This window comes from Spiribacter salinus M19-40 (assembly GCF_000319575.2).
GTDB classification, from domain to species: domain Bacteria; phylum Pseudomonadota; class Gammaproteobacteria; order Nitrococcales; family Nitrococcaceae; genus Spiribacter; species Spiribacter salinus.
In genome coordinates, this window is record NC_021291.1 from 1,424,016 (window position 1) to 1,442,857 (window position 18,842).

General features: G+C 63.3%; 24 protein-coding genes and 1 tRNA gene. 14 read left to right on the top strand and 11 right to left on the bottom strand.

Annotation, left to right across the window (positions count from 1 at the left end):
• Nucleotides 1–72: 72 nt before the first annotated feature.
• Complete coding sequence (locus SPISAL_RS07025; protein WP_016353785.1) at nt 73–831, bottom strand: Nif3-like dinuclear metal center hexameric protein; 759 nt, start codon at nt 829–831, stop codon at nt 73–75.
• 38 nt (nt 832–869) lie between these two features.
• On the opposite strand from SPISAL_RS07025, the gene SPISAL_RS07030 reads away from it, so the two are divergent.
• Nucleotides 870–2,033 (top strand): S1C family serine protease, encoded by a 1,164-nt coding sequence (locus SPISAL_RS07030; RefSeq protein ID WP_016353786.1) that lies wholly within the window; start codon nt 870–872, stop codon nt 2,031–2,033.
• Between the two features lie 23 nt (nt 2,034–2,056).
• Here SPISAL_RS07030 and hisD read toward each other — a convergent pair whose 3' ends face one another.
• From hisD to SPISAL_RS07070, 8 genes are read right to left on the bottom strand one after another with little or no spacing between them, the layout of a single operon-like run.
• Nucleotides 2,057–3,367, bottom strand: a complete 1,311-nt coding sequence (gene hisD / locus SPISAL_RS07035) for a histidinol dehydrogenase (protein WP_016353787.1) — start codon at nt 3,365–3,367, stop codon at nt 2,057–2,059.
• A gap of 3 nt (nt 3,368–3,370) precedes the next feature.
• Nucleotides 3,371–4,015, bottom strand: coding sequence for an ATP phosphoribosyltransferase (gene hisG / locus SPISAL_RS07040; RefSeq protein WP_016353788.1), 645 nt, complete (start codon nt 4,013–4,015; stop codon nt 3,371–3,373).
• Complete coding sequence (gene murA, locus SPISAL_RS07045; RefSeq protein ID WP_016353789.1) at nt 4,008–5,288, bottom strand: UDP-N-acetylglucosamine 1-carboxyvinyltransferase; 1,281 nt, start codon at nt 5,286–5,288, stop codon at nt 4,008–4,010. Before murA ends, hisG begins: the two co-directional genes overlap by 8 nt.
• Before the next feature lie 4 nt (nt 5,289–5,292).
• Nucleotides 5,293–5,538 carry a BolA family protein gene (locus SPISAL_RS07050; protein WP_144060404.1) on the bottom strand — a complete coding sequence of 82 codons (246 nt, stop codon included), beginning with the start codon at nt 5,536–5,538 and terminating at the stop codon, nt 5,293–5,295.
• Nucleotides 5,535–5,864, bottom strand: coding sequence for an STAS domain-containing protein (locus tag SPISAL_RS07055; RefSeq protein WP_016353791.1), 330 nt, complete (start codon nt 5,862–5,864; stop codon nt 5,535–5,537). The genes SPISAL_RS07050 and SPISAL_RS07055 overlap by 4 nt, the downstream gene beginning before the upstream one ends.
• The gene (gene mlaD / locus SPISAL_RS07060; RefSeq protein WP_016353792.1) at nt 5,851–6,324 is read right to left on the bottom strand and encodes an outer membrane lipid asymmetry maintenance protein MlaD; all 474 of its coding nucleotides are present in this window, start codon (nt 6,322–6,324) and stop codon (nt 5,851–5,853) included. Before mlaD ends, SPISAL_RS07055 begins: the two co-directional genes overlap by 14 nt.
• Before the next feature lie 14 nt (nt 6,325–6,338).
• Nucleotides 6,339–7,115: a lipid asymmetry maintenance ABC transporter permease subunit MlaE gene (gene mlaE, locus SPISAL_RS07065; RefSeq protein WP_016353793.1), complete on the bottom strand. Its 777-nt coding sequence runs from the start codon at nt 7,113–7,115 to the stop codon at nt 6,339–6,341.
• On the bottom strand, nt 7,112–7,942 hold the full coding sequence (locus SPISAL_RS07070; RefSeq protein ID WP_016353794.1) for an ABC transporter ATP-binding protein: 831 nt from the start codon (nt 7,940–7,942) through the stop codon (nt 7,112–7,114). Before SPISAL_RS07070 ends, mlaE begins: the two co-directional genes overlap by 4 nt.
• 118 nt (nt 7,943–8,060) lie before the next feature.
• Between SPISAL_RS07070 and SPISAL_RS07075 the strand changes: the two genes are divergently transcribed.
• The 13 genes from SPISAL_RS07075 to mgtE all read left to right on the top strand — a co-directional run bounded on the left by SPISAL_RS07075 (nt 8,061) and on the right by mgtE (nt 17,586).
• A complete protein-coding gene (locus SPISAL_RS07075; protein ID WP_016353795.1) occupies nt 8,061–9,035 on the top strand; it encodes a calcium/sodium antiporter in 975 nt (324 codons plus the stop codon).
• A 17-nt stretch (nt 9,036–9,052) separates the two neighbouring features.
• Nucleotides 9,053–10,024, top strand: a complete 972-nt coding sequence (locus SPISAL_RS07080) for a KpsF/GutQ family sugar-phosphate isomerase (protein WP_016353796.1) — start codon at nt 9,053–9,055, stop codon at nt 10,022–10,024.
• Nucleotide 10,025: 1 nt separating this feature from the next.
• A complete protein-coding gene (lptC, locus tag SPISAL_RS07085; protein WP_016353797.1) occupies nt 10,026–10,592 on the top strand; it encodes an LPS export ABC transporter periplasmic protein LptC in 567 nt (188 codons plus the stop codon).
• Nucleotides 10,576–11,112, top strand: coding sequence for a lipopolysaccharide transport periplasmic protein LptA (gene lptA / locus SPISAL_RS07090; RefSeq protein WP_016353798.1), 537 nt, complete (start codon nt 10,576–10,578; stop codon nt 11,110–11,112). Before lptC ends, lptA begins: the two co-directional genes overlap by 17 nt.
• Nucleotides 11,109–11,840: an LPS export ABC transporter ATP-binding protein gene (lptB, locus tag SPISAL_RS07095; RefSeq protein WP_016353799.1), complete on the top strand. Its 732-nt coding sequence runs from the start codon at nt 11,109–11,111 to the stop codon at nt 11,838–11,840. Before lptA ends, lptB begins: the two co-directional genes overlap by 4 nt.
• 79 nt (nt 11,841–11,919) lie before the next feature.
• Nucleotides 11,920–13,392 (top strand): RNA polymerase factor sigma-54, encoded by a 1,473-nt coding sequence (locus SPISAL_RS07100; protein ID WP_016353800.1) that lies wholly within the window; start codon nt 11,920–11,922, stop codon nt 13,390–13,392.
• A 21-nt stretch (nt 13,393–13,413) separates the two neighbouring features.
• Complete coding sequence (hpf, locus tag SPISAL_RS07105; protein ID WP_016353801.1) at nt 13,414–13,740, top strand: ribosome hibernation-promoting factor, HPF/YfiA family; 327 nt, start codon at nt 13,414–13,416, stop codon at nt 13,738–13,740.
• A gap of 4 nt (nt 13,741–13,744) precedes the next feature.
• Nucleotides 13,745–14,215 (top strand): PTS sugar transporter subunit IIA, encoded by a 471-nt coding sequence (locus tag SPISAL_RS07110; protein ID WP_016353802.1) that lies wholly within the window; start codon nt 13,745–13,747, stop codon nt 14,213–14,215.
• Nucleotides 14,212–14,673: an HPr kinase/phosphorylase gene (locus SPISAL_RS07115; RefSeq protein WP_016353803.1), complete on the top strand. Its 462-nt coding sequence runs from the start codon at nt 14,212–14,214 to the stop codon at nt 14,671–14,673. Before SPISAL_RS07110 ends, SPISAL_RS07115 begins: the two co-directional genes overlap by 4 nt.
• Nucleotides 14,664–15,512 carry an RNase adapter RapZ gene (gene rapZ, locus SPISAL_RS07120; RefSeq protein ID WP_016353804.1) on the top strand — a complete coding sequence of 283 codons (849 nt, stop codon included), beginning with the start codon at nt 14,664–14,666 and terminating at the stop codon, nt 15,510–15,512. Before SPISAL_RS07115 ends, rapZ begins: the two co-directional genes overlap by 10 nt.
• Nucleotides 15,509–15,928 (top strand): PTS sugar transporter subunit IIA, encoded by a 420-nt coding sequence (locus SPISAL_RS07125; RefSeq protein ID WP_016353805.1) that lies wholly within the window; start codon nt 15,509–15,511, stop codon nt 15,926–15,928. The genes rapZ and SPISAL_RS07125 overlap by 4 nt, the downstream gene beginning before the upstream one ends.
• Complete coding sequence (locus SPISAL_RS07130) at nt 15,921–16,208, top strand: HPr family phosphocarrier protein (protein WP_016353806.1); 288 nt, start codon at nt 15,921–15,923, stop codon at nt 16,206–16,208. The genes SPISAL_RS07125 and SPISAL_RS07130 overlap by 8 nt, the downstream gene beginning before the upstream one ends.
• Before the next feature lie 22 nt (nt 16,209–16,230).
• Nucleotides 16,231–17,586, top strand: coding sequence for a magnesium transporter (gene mgtE / locus SPISAL_RS07135; RefSeq protein WP_016353807.1), 1,356 nt, complete (start codon nt 16,231–16,233; stop codon nt 17,584–17,586).
• 20 nt (nt 17,587–17,606) lie between these two features.
• Here mgtE and SPISAL_RS07140 read toward each other — a convergent pair.
• Both SPISAL_RS07140 and ychF read right to left on the bottom strand, forming a co-directional pair.
• Nucleotides 17,607–17,683, bottom strand: a tRNA-Met gene (locus SPISAL_RS07140).
• Between the two features lie 65 nt (nt 17,684–17,748).
• Entirely contained in the window at nt 17,749–18,840 is a 1,092-nt protein-coding gene (ychF, locus tag SPISAL_RS07145) for a redox-regulated ATPase YchF (RefSeq protein ID WP_016353808.1), read from the bottom strand.
• Nucleotides 18,841–18,842 lie beyond the last annotated feature (2 nt).

Here is an 18,842-nt window from a genome sequence, read left to right on the forward strand (position 1 = left end):
TGCTAGAATCCCCCATGAGGCCTTTTCCGTCAAGCACTCGTGGCCTCGGTCCACTGCCTGCGGAGCCCGTCATCAGGCGGGGTTCGGGTCGTCAATGAATACATGCTCCAGGCCAAAATGGCTCGCCAGATGCGCGCCGAGCGCCTGGACACCGCCGCGCTCGGTCGCGTGATGGCCAGCCGCGAAATAATGCACGCCCTGTTCGCGTGCCTCGTGCGTCGTCTGCTCGGAAATCTCCCCACTGAAATACGCATCGACACCCAGCGCCGCTGCCTCGGTGACGAAGCGCTGCCCACCACCGCTACACCACGCCACGCGTTCAATCTGCGCCGGCCCACCCGCAATATGCATCGGGGTCCTGCCCAGCCTGTCTTCTAACCTGGCGCTGAATTGCTCGGCGTCAAGCGGGCTGCGCAACCGGCCGTGCCACAGCAATCCCGCTACGCCGGCCGCGGTGATCTGCCCTTCCGGCTCGAGTTCCAGCCGCTGTGCCAGGCAGGCGTTATTGCCCAGTGACGGGTGAATATCCAGGGGCAGGTGATAAGCGAGCAGATTGACTCCGTGGTCGAGCAGCAGCCGAATGCGCTCAGCTTTCATGCCCACAATCGGCGCCGGCTCACCTTTCCAGAAAAACCCATGATGAACGAGAACGGCATCAGCCTCGGCCTCAATCGCCGATTCCAGAAATCGTCGCGAGGCCGTCACGCCGGTCACGAGCCGGTGGATCTCTGCACGGCCTTCAACCTGCAGACCATTCGGACAATAATCAGCCTGGCCTGGTGCATCCAGGAGGCCATTCACATAATCCACCAGCGCCGATCGGTGTAGCATTGTCGCTCCAACTCACAAAAACAACCCGAGTATAAGAGATGAGGTTTCGACGCATCACCCGGTTTGTTCTGAGCTATGTCCTGGTGGGGCTGGTGGTCGCTGCAGCGGTGGCCTGGTTAGCCCCAGATCTGGTTGAACAGGGCCGACCCGTTGTTCGTATTGACCAACCCACAGAGGTCGATCCGGGTCTCAACGCAGCTGGGGAACGCCCCGCCTCATATGCCAATGCTGTCGGCGAGGCAACGCCCTCCGTGGTCAATATCTATACGAGCACCCAGACCACCGACCCGCGCAATGCCTTTTTCGATGACCCGCTTTTCGATCCGCTCTTTGAGAACCCGACGGGTGAAATTGACCCGGATCTCGAAACGTCCCTTGGATCCGGTGTCCTTGTCAGCGACGCCGGGCATATCCTCACCAGCAATCACGTGATTGAGGGTGCCCAACGCATTCGGATATTGCTCTCGGACGGCCGCACTGCCATGGCTACCATCGTCGGCACCGACCCGGAATCCGACCTCGCCGTGCTGCAGATCGATCTACCCGATCTCCCCCACGTCACGCTGGCGGCCTCCAATAGCCACCGCGTCGGGGATATCGTGCTGGCGATCGGCAACCCCTTCGGTGTCGGTCAGACGGTGACCCAGGGGATCATCAGCGCTCTGGGCCGGAGTGAGCTCGGACTGGCCACGTTCGAGAATTTCATCCAGACCGATGCGGCCATTAACCCGGGCAACTCCGGCGGTGCCCTGATCAATGCCAATGGCGAGATCATTGGCATCAACACAGCCATATTCAGTCAGTCCGGCGCGTCAACCGGCATCGGATTCGCCATCCCGGCGGCGCTCGCCCAGGAGGTCCTGACGGGGATCATTGAAAACGGCCGGGTCATCCGCGGCTGGATCGGTGTCCAGATTCAGCCAGCCCGGGAGGTGATGCCCGGCGTCCGGGTAGTGAATGTGCTGCGTGGCGGACCAGCGGACGAGGCGGGGCTCGAGGCAGGCGACCTCATCACCCATCTCGAGTCAGCGCCCGTGCGCGGCGTTCGGGCCCTACTCAATGACGTGAGTGAACGAGCGCCAGGGGATACCGTGAGCCTGCGGGGCCAGCGCGACGGAGAGGCGCAGTCCTGGCGCCTTGAGATCGCCGAGCGACCGCCCAACCTGCAGCAGCAGGGTCCACAGAGCCCGCCGTTGCGATAGGCCGGTAAGCTGGCAAAGCGGGGCTATTCGTCCGGGCTTTCCAGACGAAGCTCCGCTGAACGGGCGTGCGCGGTGAGCCCTTCGGCATGGGCGAGGCGCGCGGCAATCGCCCCCAGTGTCCTGGAACCCGCCGGCGAGCATTGCACCAGGCTGGTCGACTTGCAGAAGTCATAGACACCGAGCGGTGAGGCAAAGCGCGCCGTCCTCGAGGTTGGCAGTACGTGGCTTGGCCCCGCACAGTAATCACCGATGGCCTCGGGGGTGTAGCGCCCCATGAAAATGGCGCCGGCGTGATCGATGGCCGATGCCAGCCGCTCTGGCTCCACCACCGACAATTCGAGGTGCTCCGGCGCGATCCGGTCGGCCACCTCGGCCGCTTCACCCAAATCTCTCACGCAAATTAACGCCCCGCGCCGCGCCAGCGACGGGCGGATAATCTCAGAGCGACTCATCTCGGGCAGCAGCCGCTCCATGGCGGCCTGCACCTCATCGAGGTAGCGGGCCTCGGGGCAAATAAGCAACGCCCGGGCGTCCTCGTCGTGCTCCGCCTGCGAGAAGAGATCCATCGCGGTCCACTCGGGATCGGTTTGGCCGTCACAAATCACCAGGATCTCTGAAGGCCCCGCCACCATGTCGATCCCGACATGGCCGAAGACGCGACGCTTGGCTTCGGCCACGTAAGCGTTACCCGGCCCGACGATCTTGTCCACCGCGGGCACGGTCTCCGTACCATAAGCCAACGCGCCCACCGCCTGTGCCCCACCCAGCAGAAACAGCCGGTCCACGCCGGCCACGGCTGCTGCGGCCAGCACCATGGGCGCGATTTCTCCACCTGGTGCTGGCGCCACCATGATGACCTCTCGGACACCCGCCACGCGGGCGGGGATGGCGTTCATGAGCACCGATGAGGGATAAGCGGCCTTGCCACCGGGCACATACACGCCAACACGCTCGAGCGGCCGAATGCGCTGCCCGAGCTTGGTGCCATCGGGCTCGGTCGTCTCCCAGCTTTCCTGGCGCTGATGCTGATGATAGGCCTCAACCCGCGCGGCGGCCGTCTCCAGGGCCTTGCGGTCCTCAGGCTCCAGCGCCTCAAGCGCGGCCTGCCAGCGAGCGGGCGGCACCTCGAGCTCGGCGGCCTGTTCAACGTGGTAACCATCGAGATCCCGAGTGTAATCCACCAAAGCCCGGTCACCCTCATGCCGCACCCGAGCAAGGATCGAATCAACGGCGGCTTCAACCGCATGCGGCGCACCGTCATCCCAGTCCGTCAGCGCCGCAAGGCGGGCCTCGAAATCCGGCTGAGTCGTGCTCAAGCGCTGAATGTCCAACATGCCTTACCTGCCCGCGTTCCGGTCCACCGATTCTGCGATTTTACCAAGCATTGGCTTGATCGCTCGGTGCTTGAGTTTCATTGACCCCTTATTGACCACAAGCCGGGCGCTGATATCCGCAATCGGCTCGAGCGGGGCCAGCCCGTTCGCGCGCAGCGTATTCCCGGTGTCGACGAGGTCGACGATGGCATCCGCCAACCCCACCAGCGGGGCCAGCTCCATCGAGCCGTACAGCTTAATCAAGTCCACTTGCCGACCTTGCGCCGCGAAGTGCCGCCGCGTGACGTTGACGAACTTCGTGGCCACCCGAATCCGGCGGCCTTCCAGGTCGGCATCAGGCCGCCCCGCCACCATCAACCGACATCGGGCGATCCCGAGATCAACTGGCTCGTACAGCCCGTGCCCGCCCTGCTCCAGCAACACGTCCTTGCCGGCCACGCCCAGATCGGCGCCACCGTAGGCCACGTAAGTTGGCACATCCGTGGCTCGGACAATGATAAGGCGAACATTCGGGTCGCTGGTGGGCAACACGAGGTTGCGGCTCGTGGCAGGATCTTCCAGCGGTTCAATGCCAAGGGGCTTCAGCAGCGGCATCGTCTGCTCAAGAATCCGGCCCTTCGACAAGGCAAGGGTGAGCGGCTCAGCCATGGGCACGCAACACTTCACCCGGTACCCGGCGGATGTCCGCGCCGAGCTGGGCCAACTTCTCTTCGATACATTCATACCCCCGGTCGATGTGATAGATGCGATCGACCTGGGTGACACCTTCCCCGACCAGACCCGCCAACACCAGACTCGCCGAGGCCCTGAGATCCGTCGCCATTACCGGCGCGCCGGTCAAATGAGGCACACCCGTACTGATGGCCATATGGCCTTCCAGCCGAACATCTGCCCCCATGCGCTGGATCTCGAGCACGTGCATGAAACGGTTTTCAAACACGGTCTCCGTGACCGTCCCCACGCCCTCGGCAATGGCATTCAGCGCACACATCTGCGCCTGCATATCCGTCGGGAATGCGGGGTATGGCGCTGTGCGCACGTTAATGGCTTGTGGCCGCCGGCCCGTCATATCCAGAGAAATCCAATCGTCACCGATCTCCATCTCGGCACCCGCCTCACGCAGCTTCCCGATCACCGAGTCCAGCAGATGGGGGGCGGTGTTTTTCACTCGCACCCAGCCCGACGTCATGGCCGCGGCCACCAGGAACGTGCCGGTCTCGATGCGGTCCGGCAGCACGTTGTACTCCGTGCCGTGCAGCCGCTCGACCCCATCAATCGTGATCGTGTCCGTGCCCGCGCCCTTCACCTTGGCGCCCATGGCGTTGAGGAAGTCAGCCAGGTCGACCACCTCGGGTTCGCGAGCCGCGTTCTCGATAATGGTGACGCCTTCGGCAAGGCAGCCCGCCATCATCAAGTTCTCCGTGCCGGTGACCGTCACCAGGTCCATCACCAGTCGCGCGCCCTTCAGCCGTGAACAACGCGCCCGGATATAGCCATTCTCGACGCTGATCTCCGCGCCCAGCGCCCGCAGGCCATCCACATGGAGGTTGACCGGCCGAGTACCGATGGCACAGCCGCCAGGCAGCGACACATCGGCTTCGCCGTAACGCGCCAGCAGGGGGCCGAGCACCAGAATCGAGGCGCGCATGGTTTTCACCAGCTCGTACGGTGCATGCTGATTCTCGATCGGGCGAGGGTCGATCTCGACGCGCATCCGCTCATCCACCGTCAGGCGCACGCCCATCCGGCCGAGCAACTCCATGGTGGTCGTGATGTCGTGCAGGTCGGGAATATTCCCGACGATCGACGGGCCATCGCCCAGCAAGGTCGCCGCCATGATGGGCAGAGCGGCGTTTTTCGCGCCGGAGATCCGGACCTCGCCCTGGAGGCAACGGCCGCCGCGTATTAAAAGATGCTCCACCGGCTCAGTCCTGCTCTGCGGCGGCTTGCGCCGGGGTTAGCGTGCGCATCGAAATAGCATGCAGCACGTCGCTGTCAATATGCGCCTGCAGCAGATCGTAGACCAACCGATGGCGGCGAAGGAGGGGCAGGTCTTCGAAGTCTGACGAAACAATTCGCGCCTGAAAGTGGCGCCCGTCTCCGACGACCTCGACATCAGCGTCCGTGAGCCCTGCCTGAAGCAGCGCCCGAATAGCCTCAGGTTCCATCATGCGTCTGCCGTCCCCCACTCATTGGTCTTCAGTCCCAACAGTTTAGCAACCCCGCCAATGCCCGCGAGCCTGACCAGGCGCTGCGGCGGATTGGTGATCGTTAATGTACCGCCGGCCGCCTCGAGGCGAAGGCGCCATTCCAGAATCAGCGCCACTCCGGCGCTATCAACAGCGCCCAGGCCACTGAGGTCGACCTGGTAGGCGCCGGCTCCCACCGGCAGTGTCTCGAGCAACCCGGTGACATCGGCAAAGCGCAACGACCCGGCCAACGCAAGTTCGCCTGGTGCCTCCCCACTCAGCACCGGCGCCGGGTCATTCGCTGTCATCACCGTCACTCTGGTTGTAGATGAACTGCCCAACGATATCTTCGAGCACCAGTGCCGAGCGTGTAATCATCAATTCATCCCCCTCAGTGAGCGCATCCGGCATGCCGCCGGGATCGAGGGAGATATATTGCTCGCCCAACAGCCCGGCGGTCTGAATACTCGCTGCCGAATCACTGGGCAGGTCATCGTATTGGGCGTTGATGGTCATCTCTACCCGCGCCTCAAGCCGGTCCTGATCCAGGGAGATAGCGCTGACGCGCCCGACCTGCACTCCGCCAAGGTTGACCGGCGCGCGCTCACGCAGTCCGCCCACATTCTGAAAATGGCCGACGATCGTATAGCCCTCGGCGCGCTGAAAAACGTTGAGGTTGCTGACCTGCATCGCCAGGACAAACAGCGCAACCAGCCCGGCTGCCACAAAAGCGCCAACCACCAGTTCGACCCGTCGTGAATTATCCACCAGGCGCTCCTTCGTCAATCAAACATCAGTGCGGTGAGCACAAAATCCAGACCCAGTACGACAAGCGAGGTCGTCACTACCGTGCCGGTCGTTGCCCGACTCACGCCGTGTGAAGTCGGGACACAGTCGTATCCGTTAAAAACCGCGATCCATCCAGCCACCAGGCCAAACAGCACACTCTTGATCATTCCGTTCATCACATCATCGCCGAAGCTGACCTGTGCTTGCATCTGCGACCAGAATGAACCGCCATCAACCCCCAGCATGACGGTCGACACAAAGTAGGCGCCAAAAATACCCAGCACTGTAAAAATGCCTGCGAGCAGCGGCAGAGAGATCAGCGCGGCGATCAATCGAGGCGCAATAATGCGGCGCTCCGGATCGACGGCCATCATCTCCATGCCCGCCAACTGTTCCGTCGCTTTCATCAGCCCAATTTCTGCCGTCAGCGCTGATCCCGCGCGACCGGCAAAGAGCAGCGCCGTGACCACCGGCCCGAGCTCTCGCGTCAGCGATAGCGCCACCAGCACACCGAGCGATTGCTCAGCGCCGAAATCGACCAGGGTGTAGTACCCCTGCAAGGCGAGCACCATGCCAACGAACAAGCCGGACACCACGATAATGACCAGCGTGAGCACGCCCACCGAATACAGCTGCTGAATCAACAGCCCCGGCCGGCGCGCCAGCTCGCCCAGGCCCAGTACAACCCGCAGCAGGAACATCACCGACCGACCCAGAGAGCCGAGGGTGGCCAGGGTCGAGGCACCGAGCTTTTGCAAGGCAGCGATCATTCGCGCCGCTCGCCGCGCAGGTCATCCGCCATCGGGTCTGCCGGATAATGGAACGGCACCGGTCCGTCCGGGAGCGCGTTGAGAAACTGCCGGACCCACTCGGAGTGGCTCGCCCGCAGTTCCGCTGGCGTCCCCGCCTCGACGATCTGCCCCTCTGAAAGGACAAAGGCGCGGTCAGCGATGCTGAGCGCCTCTTCCACGTCGTGGGAGACCACCACACTGGTGAGGCCCAGGGCGTCATTCAGCTCGCGAATCAGCTTCATGAGCGCACCCATGGAAATGGGATCCTGCCCGGCAAATGGCTCGTCGTAGAGGATCATTTCCGGATCCAGCGCAAGCGCCCTCGCCAGTGAAACCCGACGTGCCATGCCACCAGACAACTCCGCCGGATAGAGATCGCGCGCGCCGCGCAGGCCCACGGCCTCCAGTTTCATCAGCACCACATGCCGAATCAGCGCCTCGGGGAGATCGGTGTGCTCACGCAGGGGAAAAGCAACATTGTCAAAACAGGTGAGATCGGTGAATAGCGCCCCACTCTGAAACAACACACCCATTCGACGCCGGAGCCGATACAGCGCCCGTCGGGAGAGCCGGCCGACCGCTTCGCCATCCACATTGACCTGGCCGCCCTGGGCGCGCAACTGGCCACCGATCAGTCGCAGCAGCGTCGTTTTACCCGTCCCACTGGGACCCATGATCGCCACAACCTCGCCGCGGCGAACCGTGACATCGACCCCGTCGAAGAGTCGCCGTCCGCCTCGGCTGAAAACGAGGCCACGGATGTCGATTAAACCGTCCGGACGCAAACTGGCAGTGCTGTCTGTCATGGGTTCTGGGCGCGCCGTTGCGACTGGTGAGCTGTGAATTCGCGAGTATCCGCCAAGGCATGGAACCGGTCAAATGCGGTATTGTGTGCCTCGATTAACGGCTCACCGGACTGACCCGATGGACATCCTCATTCTACTGGCGGCCCTCGCGGTCGGGTTTGCCGCACTGGCCTGGAGTGCCGACCTGTTTGTCGCCGGCGCCTCCAGCGCAGCGGCGCGACTGGGTGTCTCCGCCCTGGTGATCGGGCTGACGGTTATCGGCATCGGCACCTCGCTGCCCGAAATGCTGGTCTCCGCGATTGCCGCTATCGAGGGCACACCCGCCATCGCCCTCGGCAATGCCATCGGCTCGAACATTGCCAACGTGGGTCTGATCCTGGGCATTACCGCACTGGCGACACCTTTTGCCGTTGGCCACGGCATATTGCGCCGCGAGTTTCCTGTCCTGATGATGGTGGTGCTGGGTACGGGATGGGTGCTCATTGATGCCGAGGTCTCGCGCCTCGATGGCGTGCTGTTACTGGTCGGTATGACGGCCGTCATCCTCTGGCTCGGCTGGGAAGCGCGTCAGGACAATGCCCATGCCGAAGTCCTCAAACGAGAGATCGGCCAGGCTCCGACGAAGGCGATGACGCGTGCGCGAACCTTCATCGCAATTGGCCTTGGCTTAGTTGTCCTCCTCGCCAGCTCCCGACTGCTTGTTTGGAGTGCCTCGGAGCTGGCGCGGCTGATCGGCGTCAGCGATCTGGTCATCGGCCTGAGCGTCGTGGCCGTGGGCACCAGCCTGCCCGAGCTGGCAGCGGCCACCGCGAGTGTCCGGCGCAATGAACCCGGACTGGTCATCGGCAACATCCTCGGCTCCAACATCTTTAACCTGCTAGCCGTACTGGGTATTGCTGGCACGCTGGCCCCCTTTGCGGCCGATGGCCCAAGCCTCCTGCGCGACTACGGCATCATGAGCCTGTTCATGCTGGCCATCGTGCCGGTTAGTCTCGGGCTCAGGCAGCGAGGTCAGGCCGGCCGGGTGGAAGGCGGTATGCTATTACTCGGATTTATCGCCTATCAGTTCATGCTGTTTATCGTGGGGCGCTGAGGGGAAACGCTAAAACCATGAAGGACACCGATTTTTGCCGCCTTGGCCGTGCCGTGCTCGAAACCGAGGCAGCGGCGATAACGGCACTCCTGCCGCGCGTCGATCACGACTTCGCGACGGCCTGTCGCCTGCTCCTCGACTGCCAGGGCCGCGTGGTGGTCATCGGCATGGGTAAATCCGGTCACGTGGCGGGCAAACTCGCGGCCACGCTGGCCAGCACAGGCACGCCGGCCTTTTTTGTGCACCCTGGCGAGGCGAGCCACGGCGATCTTGGCATGATCACGCCTGGCGATGTGGTGATTGCGCTGTCCAACTCGGGCGAGACCGAGGAAATCAACCAGCTCCTGCCACTGATTAAACGCCTGGGCAATGCGCTGGTTGCGATTACGGGCAACCCGGACTCCACCCTCGCCGCCACCGCTAGCGTTCATCTGAACGTGGCGGTGGACCGCGAGGCCTGCCCGCTCGGACTGGCACCCACGGCAAGCACCACCGCCAGCCTCGCGATGGGCGACGCCCTTGCCATTGCGCTGCTGGATGCGCGTGGCTTCACCAGCGAGGATTTCGCCCGCTCTCACCCGGGCGGTCGCCTCGGTCGACGGCTTCTGCTTCGAATCGCCGACCTGATGCATGCCGATGACACGACGCCCCGCGTCTCTCCGGATACGCCATTGGCCGGCGCGCTGCTGGAGATGACCCGCAAAGGGCTGGGCATGACAGCGGTCTGCAATGCCGAAGGTGAGGTCATCGGCATTTTTACCGACGGCGATCTACGTCGAGCGCTGGATGAGGGGATCGATGTTCACGAGACGCCCATCGAGGCGGTCATGACCCCCAATCCTCGCCTTGCCACGCAAGATCAACTGGCTGCCGAGGCGCTGGCACTGATGGAGCGCCACAGCATCAATGCGCTGCTGGTTACCGATACGCACGGCCGTCTGACCGGCGCGCTCAACATGCATGACCTCCTGCGTGCCGGAGTGATGTGACGTGCGCGCACGCTGGAGGGTCAACGCGGTCATTGGGTTGCTTGTCATGTTGGCCGTACTGCTGGCCTGGCGGGGCATGGCGCCCAAACCCACCAGCGATGAGATGCCCTCGCGCCTCGACCCGGAAATCACGGCTCACGCTGAGGGCCTGACGCTGACCGGCACAGACGAGACGGGCGCTTTGGCCTACCGCCTGTCCGCCCAGAGCGCGCGGTATTACCAGCAGCCCGATCTCTGGCAGCTTGAAACCCCGCACTGGCGCCTCGCGCAGGACGAGGGCGCACCCTGGGTGGGGCAAGCGACTCATGGGCGGATCTGGGACGACGCCACCCGGGCTGACCTCCGGGGCGATGTGATGCTCACGCGCGAGGACGACGCCGGCGCAAGCCGCCTCGAGACGACGTTCATACAACTCGAAATACCCGAGCAGTATGCTGAGACGGATCAGGCCGTCACCCTGGTGGGCCCGGATTTTCAGGTGAACGCGGGCGGCGCGCGCGTTTGGCTCGATCAGGAACGGATCGAACTGCTCGACAACGCAAGGGGGCAACATGACGCCACCGAGTAAGGCATTACGGGCACGCAGCCGCCGCCTGAATGGACACCTTGGCGTGTCCTTGCTGCTCGTGCTGCTCGCCGGTTCAGCCTTGGCCCAGAACGGCGAGGCGATCGAACTCAGCGCCGACACCGCCGATGTCCGTGAGGCCGAGGGTGTCAGCATTTATCGCGGTAACGTGGTACTCACCCGTGCGAACAAGCAAATCACCGGATCGCTGATGCGGGTCTACACCGACGAGCAACGCGAACTCGAGCGCATCGAGGTGGAAGGCACGCCCGCAACTTTCCGGGAAAAACGACCCGACGACACATCGCGTCATGCTGAAGCCGAGCGCATGGCGTACTTCGCCAGCGGGCCAGAGCGGCTCGTCATCCGGGGCGGAGGCCGTTTTTGGCAGGGCGACACCGAGGTCACCGGGTCGGTCATCACCCACTACCTCGCTGAGGCCCGCACCGTCGCGGAAAGCCATGCAGACGACGACGAACGCGTCAGCGTAACGGTCGATTCAACGGATGCCGAGACCCCATGAGCGCCAGCGAGCTGAAGGCAACCGCGCTATCCAAACACTACCGGGGGCGTCCGGTGGTTGATGGGGTATCGCTAAGCCTTAAAAGTGGGGAAATCGTGGGCCTGCTCGGGCCAAACGGGGCCGGCAAGACCACGAGCTTCTACATGATCGTGGGGCTGGTCTCAGCCGATACCGGGCAGATCCATCTGGATGGGAGAGACATCACCCCGGCACCCATGCATGCCCGGGCCAAACTGGGCATTGGCTACCTCCCCCAGGAGGCATCGGTCTTCCGGCGCATGTCGGTCCTCGACAACCTGCTTGCCGTACTCGAGACCCGCCAAGATCTCGATCGAAGCGCCCGCCATGACCGGGCCCATGCCTTATTGGAGGAGTTCGGGGTTGAGCACCTGAGCCATCAAAAAGGGGTCAGTCTATCCGGGGGCGAGCGGCGTCGGGTTGAGATTGCCCGGGCGCTGGCGGCGGAGCCGCGTTTTATTTTGCTCGATGAGCCCTTTGCCGGTGTCGACCCCATCTCCGTTGGTGAGATCAAGTCCATCGTGCGCCACCTGGCTGAACGGCAGATCGGGGTGCTGATCACCGATCACAACGTGCGCGAGACGCTGGGGCTGGTCGATCGCGCCAGCATCCTCAACGCCGGCCGCGTGATCGTGGAAGGGGATGCGCAGACCGTGCTGGATGACGCCCAGGTGCGAGCCGTTTACCTGGGCGAAGACTTCCGCCTCTAGCGGCGACAAAACCCATTGTGCTGGCCGTATCGGTACCCCCGGCGTTAATCTGACAAGACAAGGAGATCGACGAACGCCAATGAAGCAAACCCTGCAGATCCGGCTTGGCCAGCAACTGGCGATGACCCCGCAGCTGCAGCAGGCAATCCGGCTGCTGCAGCTGCCGGCTGCCGAACTCAATCTGGAAATCCGCGAGGCGCTGGAATCCAACCTGATGCTCGAGGCCGAGGAAGAGACCGAGCCAGGCCTGGACAGCCATGACCCGGACGCGCTGCCAGAGACCGGGTTACGTGAGCCCTCCGAGGCCACCCTCGGGAGCGACGCACCGGATGCGACCCGCCTGGGTGAGGCCATACCCGTCGACGAGCGCTGGGAAGACACCATTGGCCCGTCGAGTTCAGCGGCTGGCGGCGATCGGGACCGCGCCATCGATCCCCTGGAGAATCGCGCCAGCCCCGACGCCTCGCTACAGGACCACCTGTTTTGGCAGCTCGAGCTGTCTGGATTAAGCGAACGTGACCGACGCATCGGCGAAGTCATCGTTGATGCCATCGCCGATAACGGCTATCTCACCGAGCCGCCCCAGGACTTGCTGGCCGCGGTACCGCATGACCTCGAAGTCGAGGCAGATGACATCCAGGCCGTCCTTGCGTTCATCCAGCATCTCGACCCCATTGGCGTCGGCGCTCAGGATCCTCGCGAGGCCCTGCGTATCCAGATCGCGGCACTGCCCGACGACACGCCGCACCGGGCAGCCGCCGGCGCCCTGATCACCGACCACCTGGAACAACTCGGCCAGGGCCCCAGCCAGCATGCCGCACTGCGCCGCCAGCTCGGCATCGACCAAGCGAGCCTCGAGGCGGCAATTGCGCTTATCCAAACACTGGATCCCCACCCGGGCTCCGGATTTGGTGACACCCGCACGGAGTACATCGTCCCCGACTGCATGGTCCGCCGGATGAATGGACGCTGGGAGGTCGAGGTCAATCCGGAGGCTTCGCCGCGGCTCCGCGTCAATGACTATTACGCCAGCCTGGTCCAGCGCGGGGATGCCGGCGCAGACAACCACCTCATGCGCCAACACCTGCAGGAAGCGCGGTGGCTGATCAAAAGCCTGCGCTCCCGCAACGAGACCCTGCAAAAGGTGGCTGAATGCATTGTCGAGCGCCAGCAAGGATTTCTGGAACACGGTGAAGAGGCCATGCAGCCGCTGGTGCTGCGCGAAGTGGCCGAAGCCATTGAGATGCACGAGTCCACCGTCTCCCGAATCACAACCCAGAAGTACATGCGCACGCCTCAGGGCACGCATGAGTTCAAGTATTTCTTCTCAAGCCATGTCCAGACCATGGATGGCGGGGAGTGCTCCGCCACGGCCATCCGCGCCCGCATTCGACGTCTGGTCGCTGCCGAGACACCGGCACGACCGTTAAGTGACTCACGGCTGGCCGACATCCTTCGTGATGAAGGCATCAACGTGGCACGCCGGACCGTAGCGAAGTATCGTGAGGTGATGGGCATCGCCTCTTCCACCGACCGCAAACGACTGGGTTAACCACCCTGATAGGAGATCAGCATGAAAATCGATGTTACCGGTCATCATGTCGAAATCACCGACTCACTGCGGGACTACGTCAATGAAAAATTCCAGCGCCTGGAGCGGCATTTCGACAACGTGGTGGACGCCCACGTCATCCTCACGGTCGAGAAAAACCGCCAGTGTGCCGAGGCGACTCTGGCTGTCAGCGGCGCACGCCTTTTCGCTGAGGCCGACCACGAGGAAATGTATGCCGCCATCGATCTGCTGATCGATAAGCTGGATCGCCAGGTGGTCAAGCACAAGGAAAAGCGCAGCGACCACCATCGCGGCGAAGGTCGAGTTGGACCCACGCTGGATTCCTGAGCCTATGGACATTGCCGGACTGCTAACGCTCGAGCGAAGTCGTTGCGGGGTGCGTGCCACCAGCAAAAAGCGCGCGCTCGAGCGTCTCAGCGAGCTATTGATGCTGGATGCCGGCAACGAGGCCGTCCAGGCCGTCTTTGAGGGTCTCACGCTGCGCGAACGACTGGGCAGCACCGGATTAGGCCACGGAGTGGGTCTGCCCCACAGCCGCAGCGGTGAACTGGATCAACCTCGAGCGGCTATCATCCGACTGGATCAGCCAATCGAATTCGATGCCGTCGACCGCCAGCCGGTGGATATCCTGTTTGCCCTGCTGGTGCCCGAGCACAATAATGACGAGCACCTGCGCATTCTCTCGCGGCTTGCCGAAATGTTTCGAGATGATGCCTTGTGCAGCCAGCTCCGCGCCTGCCGCGGTGATGACGACCTCTACAATGCCGTCGCGGGCTGGCACTCGGACAACGCCAGCCCATGACACGAATCGCCGCCACGCTCGTCCAGGTGCATGGGCATGGTGTCCTTCTGCGGGGGCCAGCAGGCAGCGGTAAAAGTGACACCGCGCTCGCACTGGTCCACGCCGGCCACGCGCTAGTCAGTGACGATGGCGTCGACTTGCACCCCGGCCCGCAGCGACTGATGGGCGCCGCGCCTGCCGCGGGCTACGGCTTGCTCTACTTACGCGGTATTGGGCTGCTCGACGTCGCCGAACAGTTTGGTGCCCAGGCCGTCCTGCGCCGCTGCGCGATCCGGCTCGTCATCGATCTCATCGATGAGCGCCAGCCCGAGACGCCTGAGGGCCAGTGGTCCATCACTCACCTGGCCAGTGTTGCGATACCCCGTCTGGCCCTGGCGCCCAACCGACCACTGAGTGCGCTGATCCCGACCGCCGTCCGGCATCGACTGGTCACTCAGCAGGTATCCGCATGCGGCTGATCATTGTCAGCGGGCTATCCGGCTCTGGGAAAAGTGTCGCCCTGGCGACGCTCGAAGACTTCGGCTTTAACTGCATCGACAACCTGCCGGTGGCACTGCTTGAATCGTTTGGCCAGCACATTGCCGAGAGTGCCGATGGGCCGATGCATGCCGTCGGCATTGATGCGCGCAACCGACCCGCAGAGCTCGCCCGCTTCCCGGCCATCCTCGAGAGCCTTGAGGGCATCGGGCTCGCCGCCGAAATCGTGTTTCTCGATGCGGACGACGACACCCTGCTCAAGCGCTTCTCGGAGACTCGGCGCCGCCATCCCCTCAGCGGTCCTGATGTGCCGCTGGCAGAAGCGATCCGCGGAGAGCGAGAACTCCTCATGCCGCTGCAGGAGCGTGCCGACCTGACCGTCGACACAACGCACACAACCCTCCATGAACTGCGCGACATGGTCCGGGACCGGCTCACGGAGACTCGTCAGGGGCTATCCATTCAGCTGGAATCCTTTGGCTACAAACATGGCACGCCGACCGATGCCGACTTTGTTTTTGACAGCCGCTGCCTGCCCAATCCCCACTGGGAGCCAGAGCTGCGACCCCTCACCGGCCAGGACGAGCCCGTCGCCGAGTATCTCGGCGCGAGCCCCACGGTCGATCGCTATGCCAATAGCCTGACCGCCTTTCTGGAGGACTGGCTACCGGTATTCGAGACCGAAAACCGCATTTACCTCACGGTGGCGGTGGGCTGCACCGGCGGACAACACCGATCGGTTTACCTGATCGAGCGTCTTGCAGCGCATCTCCGATCACGGCAGTGTGCCGTCAATATCCGCCATCGGGAGCTCCCGTGAAACCCAGTGTCCTGCTGATCACGCATACCGGTATTGGTGCAGCGCTGCGTGAAACGGCCGAAGAAATCCTGGGCCAGCGCCCGATGCCGATAGCAGAGCTCGCCCCTGAGCCCAACGAATCCGTGGCGTCGATCCAGGGACGGGCGGAGGCCGCGCTCGCATCGCTCGACCACGGCGAGGGTGTACTCATCCTCACCGATGCCTATGGCGCCACGCCCAGCAACATGGCGGTCGCCCTGGGCGCTCACTATGGGTATCCGGTGATCGCCGGGTTGAACCTGCCCATGCTGCTCCGGGTCATGAATTACCCCCACCTCCCCGTTGAGCGATTGGTGGACAAAGCCCTCTCCGCGGCACGGGATGGTATTCTCATGGCCGATCGGCCGTCAGACCCCGTTGGTCAGCGGCATGGCTGACAGCCCAAAGCGCCAGGAAACGGTACTCGAGATCGTAAACCAGCTCGGCCTGCATGCTCGGGCGGCCGCTCGGTTTGTCGAGGTGGCGAGCCGCTTCGAGGCAGAGATCGATGTCCTACACTCGGGGCATCAAGCGAACGGCAAGAGCATTATGAGCTTGATGATGCTGGCAGCCGCTCGCGGCAGCCGCCTCGCCGTCACCGCCACCGGCGACGACGCCGATGACGCGCTGCAGGCACTGGCCGAACTGGTCGGCAACCGATTTGGCGAGGCGGACTGAACCACGCCTCGGGGAGAGGCCCATGGCCGAAGAACTTGAGCAAAAACAGGGCAGAGTAGCGGATACAGTCTCCAGCCTGTTGCAGGGCGGGACCGTGCCGGAAGCCCAGCAAATGCTCAATGCCCTGCATCCCGCCGAAATCGCCAACCTGCTGGAATCCTTCCCGACCACCGAGCGCAAATTGCTCTGGGAACTCGTTGACGAGGAAAACGGCGGCGAGGTCCTTCTGCAGGTCAATGACGAAGTCCGGAGCGGCCTGATCCAGGAAATGGATGAGGATGAGTTGCTGGCGGCCACCTCGGGCATGGACATGGATGACCTGGCCGACTTCATGCAGGACCTGCCGAAGACGCTGACCGGCGAAATCCTGCGCTCCATGGATAACCAGAACCGCCAGCGCCTGGAGTCGGTTCTGGCCTTCCCCGAGGACAGCGCCGGCGGCCTGATGAACACGGACACCGTGACGGTGCGCCCGGATGTCAGCCTCGACGTGGTCCTCCGCTATCTGCGGATGCGCGGCGAGATGCCCGAACTCACCGATCATTTGTTTGTGGTGAGTCGTTTCGATCACTTCCTGGGCGTGCTGCGGGTCAGCGATCTACTGACTCGCGACCCCTCCGGACAGGTGGACGACCTGCTCGATACCCATGCGGTAGCGATCGCCGCCGACACACCGGCCCGCGAAGTGGCCAAGATGTTCGAGGACCGTGACCTGATCTCGGCACCGGTTCTGGACGAACGGGGACGATTGATCGGGCGCATCACGATCGATGACGTCGTGGATGTCATCCGCGAAGAGGCCGAACGCTCAATACTGAGCATGGCGGGTCTGGGCGATGAAGAAGACATGTTCGCACCCGTCTGGTCGAGCACCCGCCGGCGTGCGGTCTGGCTGGGCGTCAACCTGATCACCGCCCTGCTGGCTGCCTATGTGATCGGGCTGTTTGAGGCCACGATTCAGGAAGTGGTGGCGTTGGCGGTACTGATGCCCGTGGTTGCCAGCATGGGGGGCATCGCCGGCACACAAACACTAACGCTGGTCGTGCGCGCCATGGCCCTGGGTCAGGTCGCCTCTCGGAACAGCCGCGCGCTGCTATTCAAGGAACTGGGCGTGGGTGTGCTCAATGGCCTGTTCTGGGCCGGTGCCCTGGCGGGGATTGCCATTCTCTGGTTTGGCCGGCCCGCCATTGGCGCCATCATCGCTGCCGCGATGGTCATCAACCTGGTGGTGGCGGCTCTCTCCGGCGTGGGCGTGCCCTTGTTGCTGAAACGCCTGGGTATTGACCCGGCACTGGCCGGCGGCGTTGTCCTGACCACGGTCACCGATGTCATCGGCTTCATGGCATTCCTTGGCCTGGCAACGATCTTCCTGATCTAGCCCATCGAAGCGAACGGAATTGGTGGCTACGGGTGGATTCGAACCACCGACCCCATCATTATGAGTGATGTGCTCTAACCAGCTGAGCTACGTAGCCGTCGAGGCGAGGGTGAGGAGTATCCAGAGCCCGGCCTGCCCTGTCAAATCGGCGCCAGACGCCGTTCAGACGTTAAATCGAAAGTGACAGACATCCCCCTCGCGCATCAGATAATCCTTGCCCTCAAGGCGCATTTTCCCGCTTTCCTTGGCAGCCTGCTCACCGCCAATGGCGATATAGTCGTCAAACCCGATCACCTCGGCACGAATGAACCCGCGCTCAAAATCGGTGTGAATCCGGCCCGCCGCCTGTGGCGCCGTTGAGCCCTCAGCCACCGTCCAGGCCCGAACCTCCTTCGGCCCCGCCGTAAAGAAAGTTAACAACCCCAACAGCGCATAACCCCGGCGAATCAATCGGTTCAGGCCTGGCTCTTCAAGCCCGTAGGCCTCGAGCATCTCCTGCTGCTCGGCGGCGTCGAGCTGCGAGAGTTCCGCTTCGATCGAGGCGCAGAGCGCCACCACACCCGCACCCTCACGCTCCGCCAACGCTTCGATCGCCGCCAGCTGCGGATTATCGGTAAACCCTTCCTCGGTGACGTTCGCGACATACAGCACGGGTTTGGCTGTCAGCAAATGCAACTCGCGCAGGGCCAGGACGCCCGCTTCATCCAGCGTCTGCGCCCGCACCGGGACCCCCTCGTTCAGCCCAGCCGAAATAGCCTGGAGCGCATCGCGGATGGCGATGGCCTCCTTGTCATTGGATTTCGCCCGGCGCCCGAAGCGCTCAACTGCCCGGTCGACCGTATCCAGATCCGCCAGGAGCAGTTCGGTGTTGATGGTCTCGACATCCGCTACCGGATCAACCCGGCCCTCCACGTGGTGAACGTCCTCGCTCTCAAAGCAGCGCACCACATGCGCGATGGCGTCCGTTTCCCGAATATTGGCGAGGAATTGATTGCCCAGACCCTCCCCGCGGGATGCGCCCGTTACAAGCCCGGCGATATCCACAAACTCCATGGCCGTTGGCACGACGCTCTCTGGCTTGACCCGTTCGGCCAGCTGATCGAGCCGCGGATCAGGCACGGGGACGATGCCAACATTCGGGTCAATCGTGCAGAAGGGGTAGTTCTCCGCCGGGATCTCGTTCCGCGTGAGCGCGTTGAACAGCGTCGATTTGCCCACATTGGGTAGTCCGACGATACCGCATTTAAATCCCATGA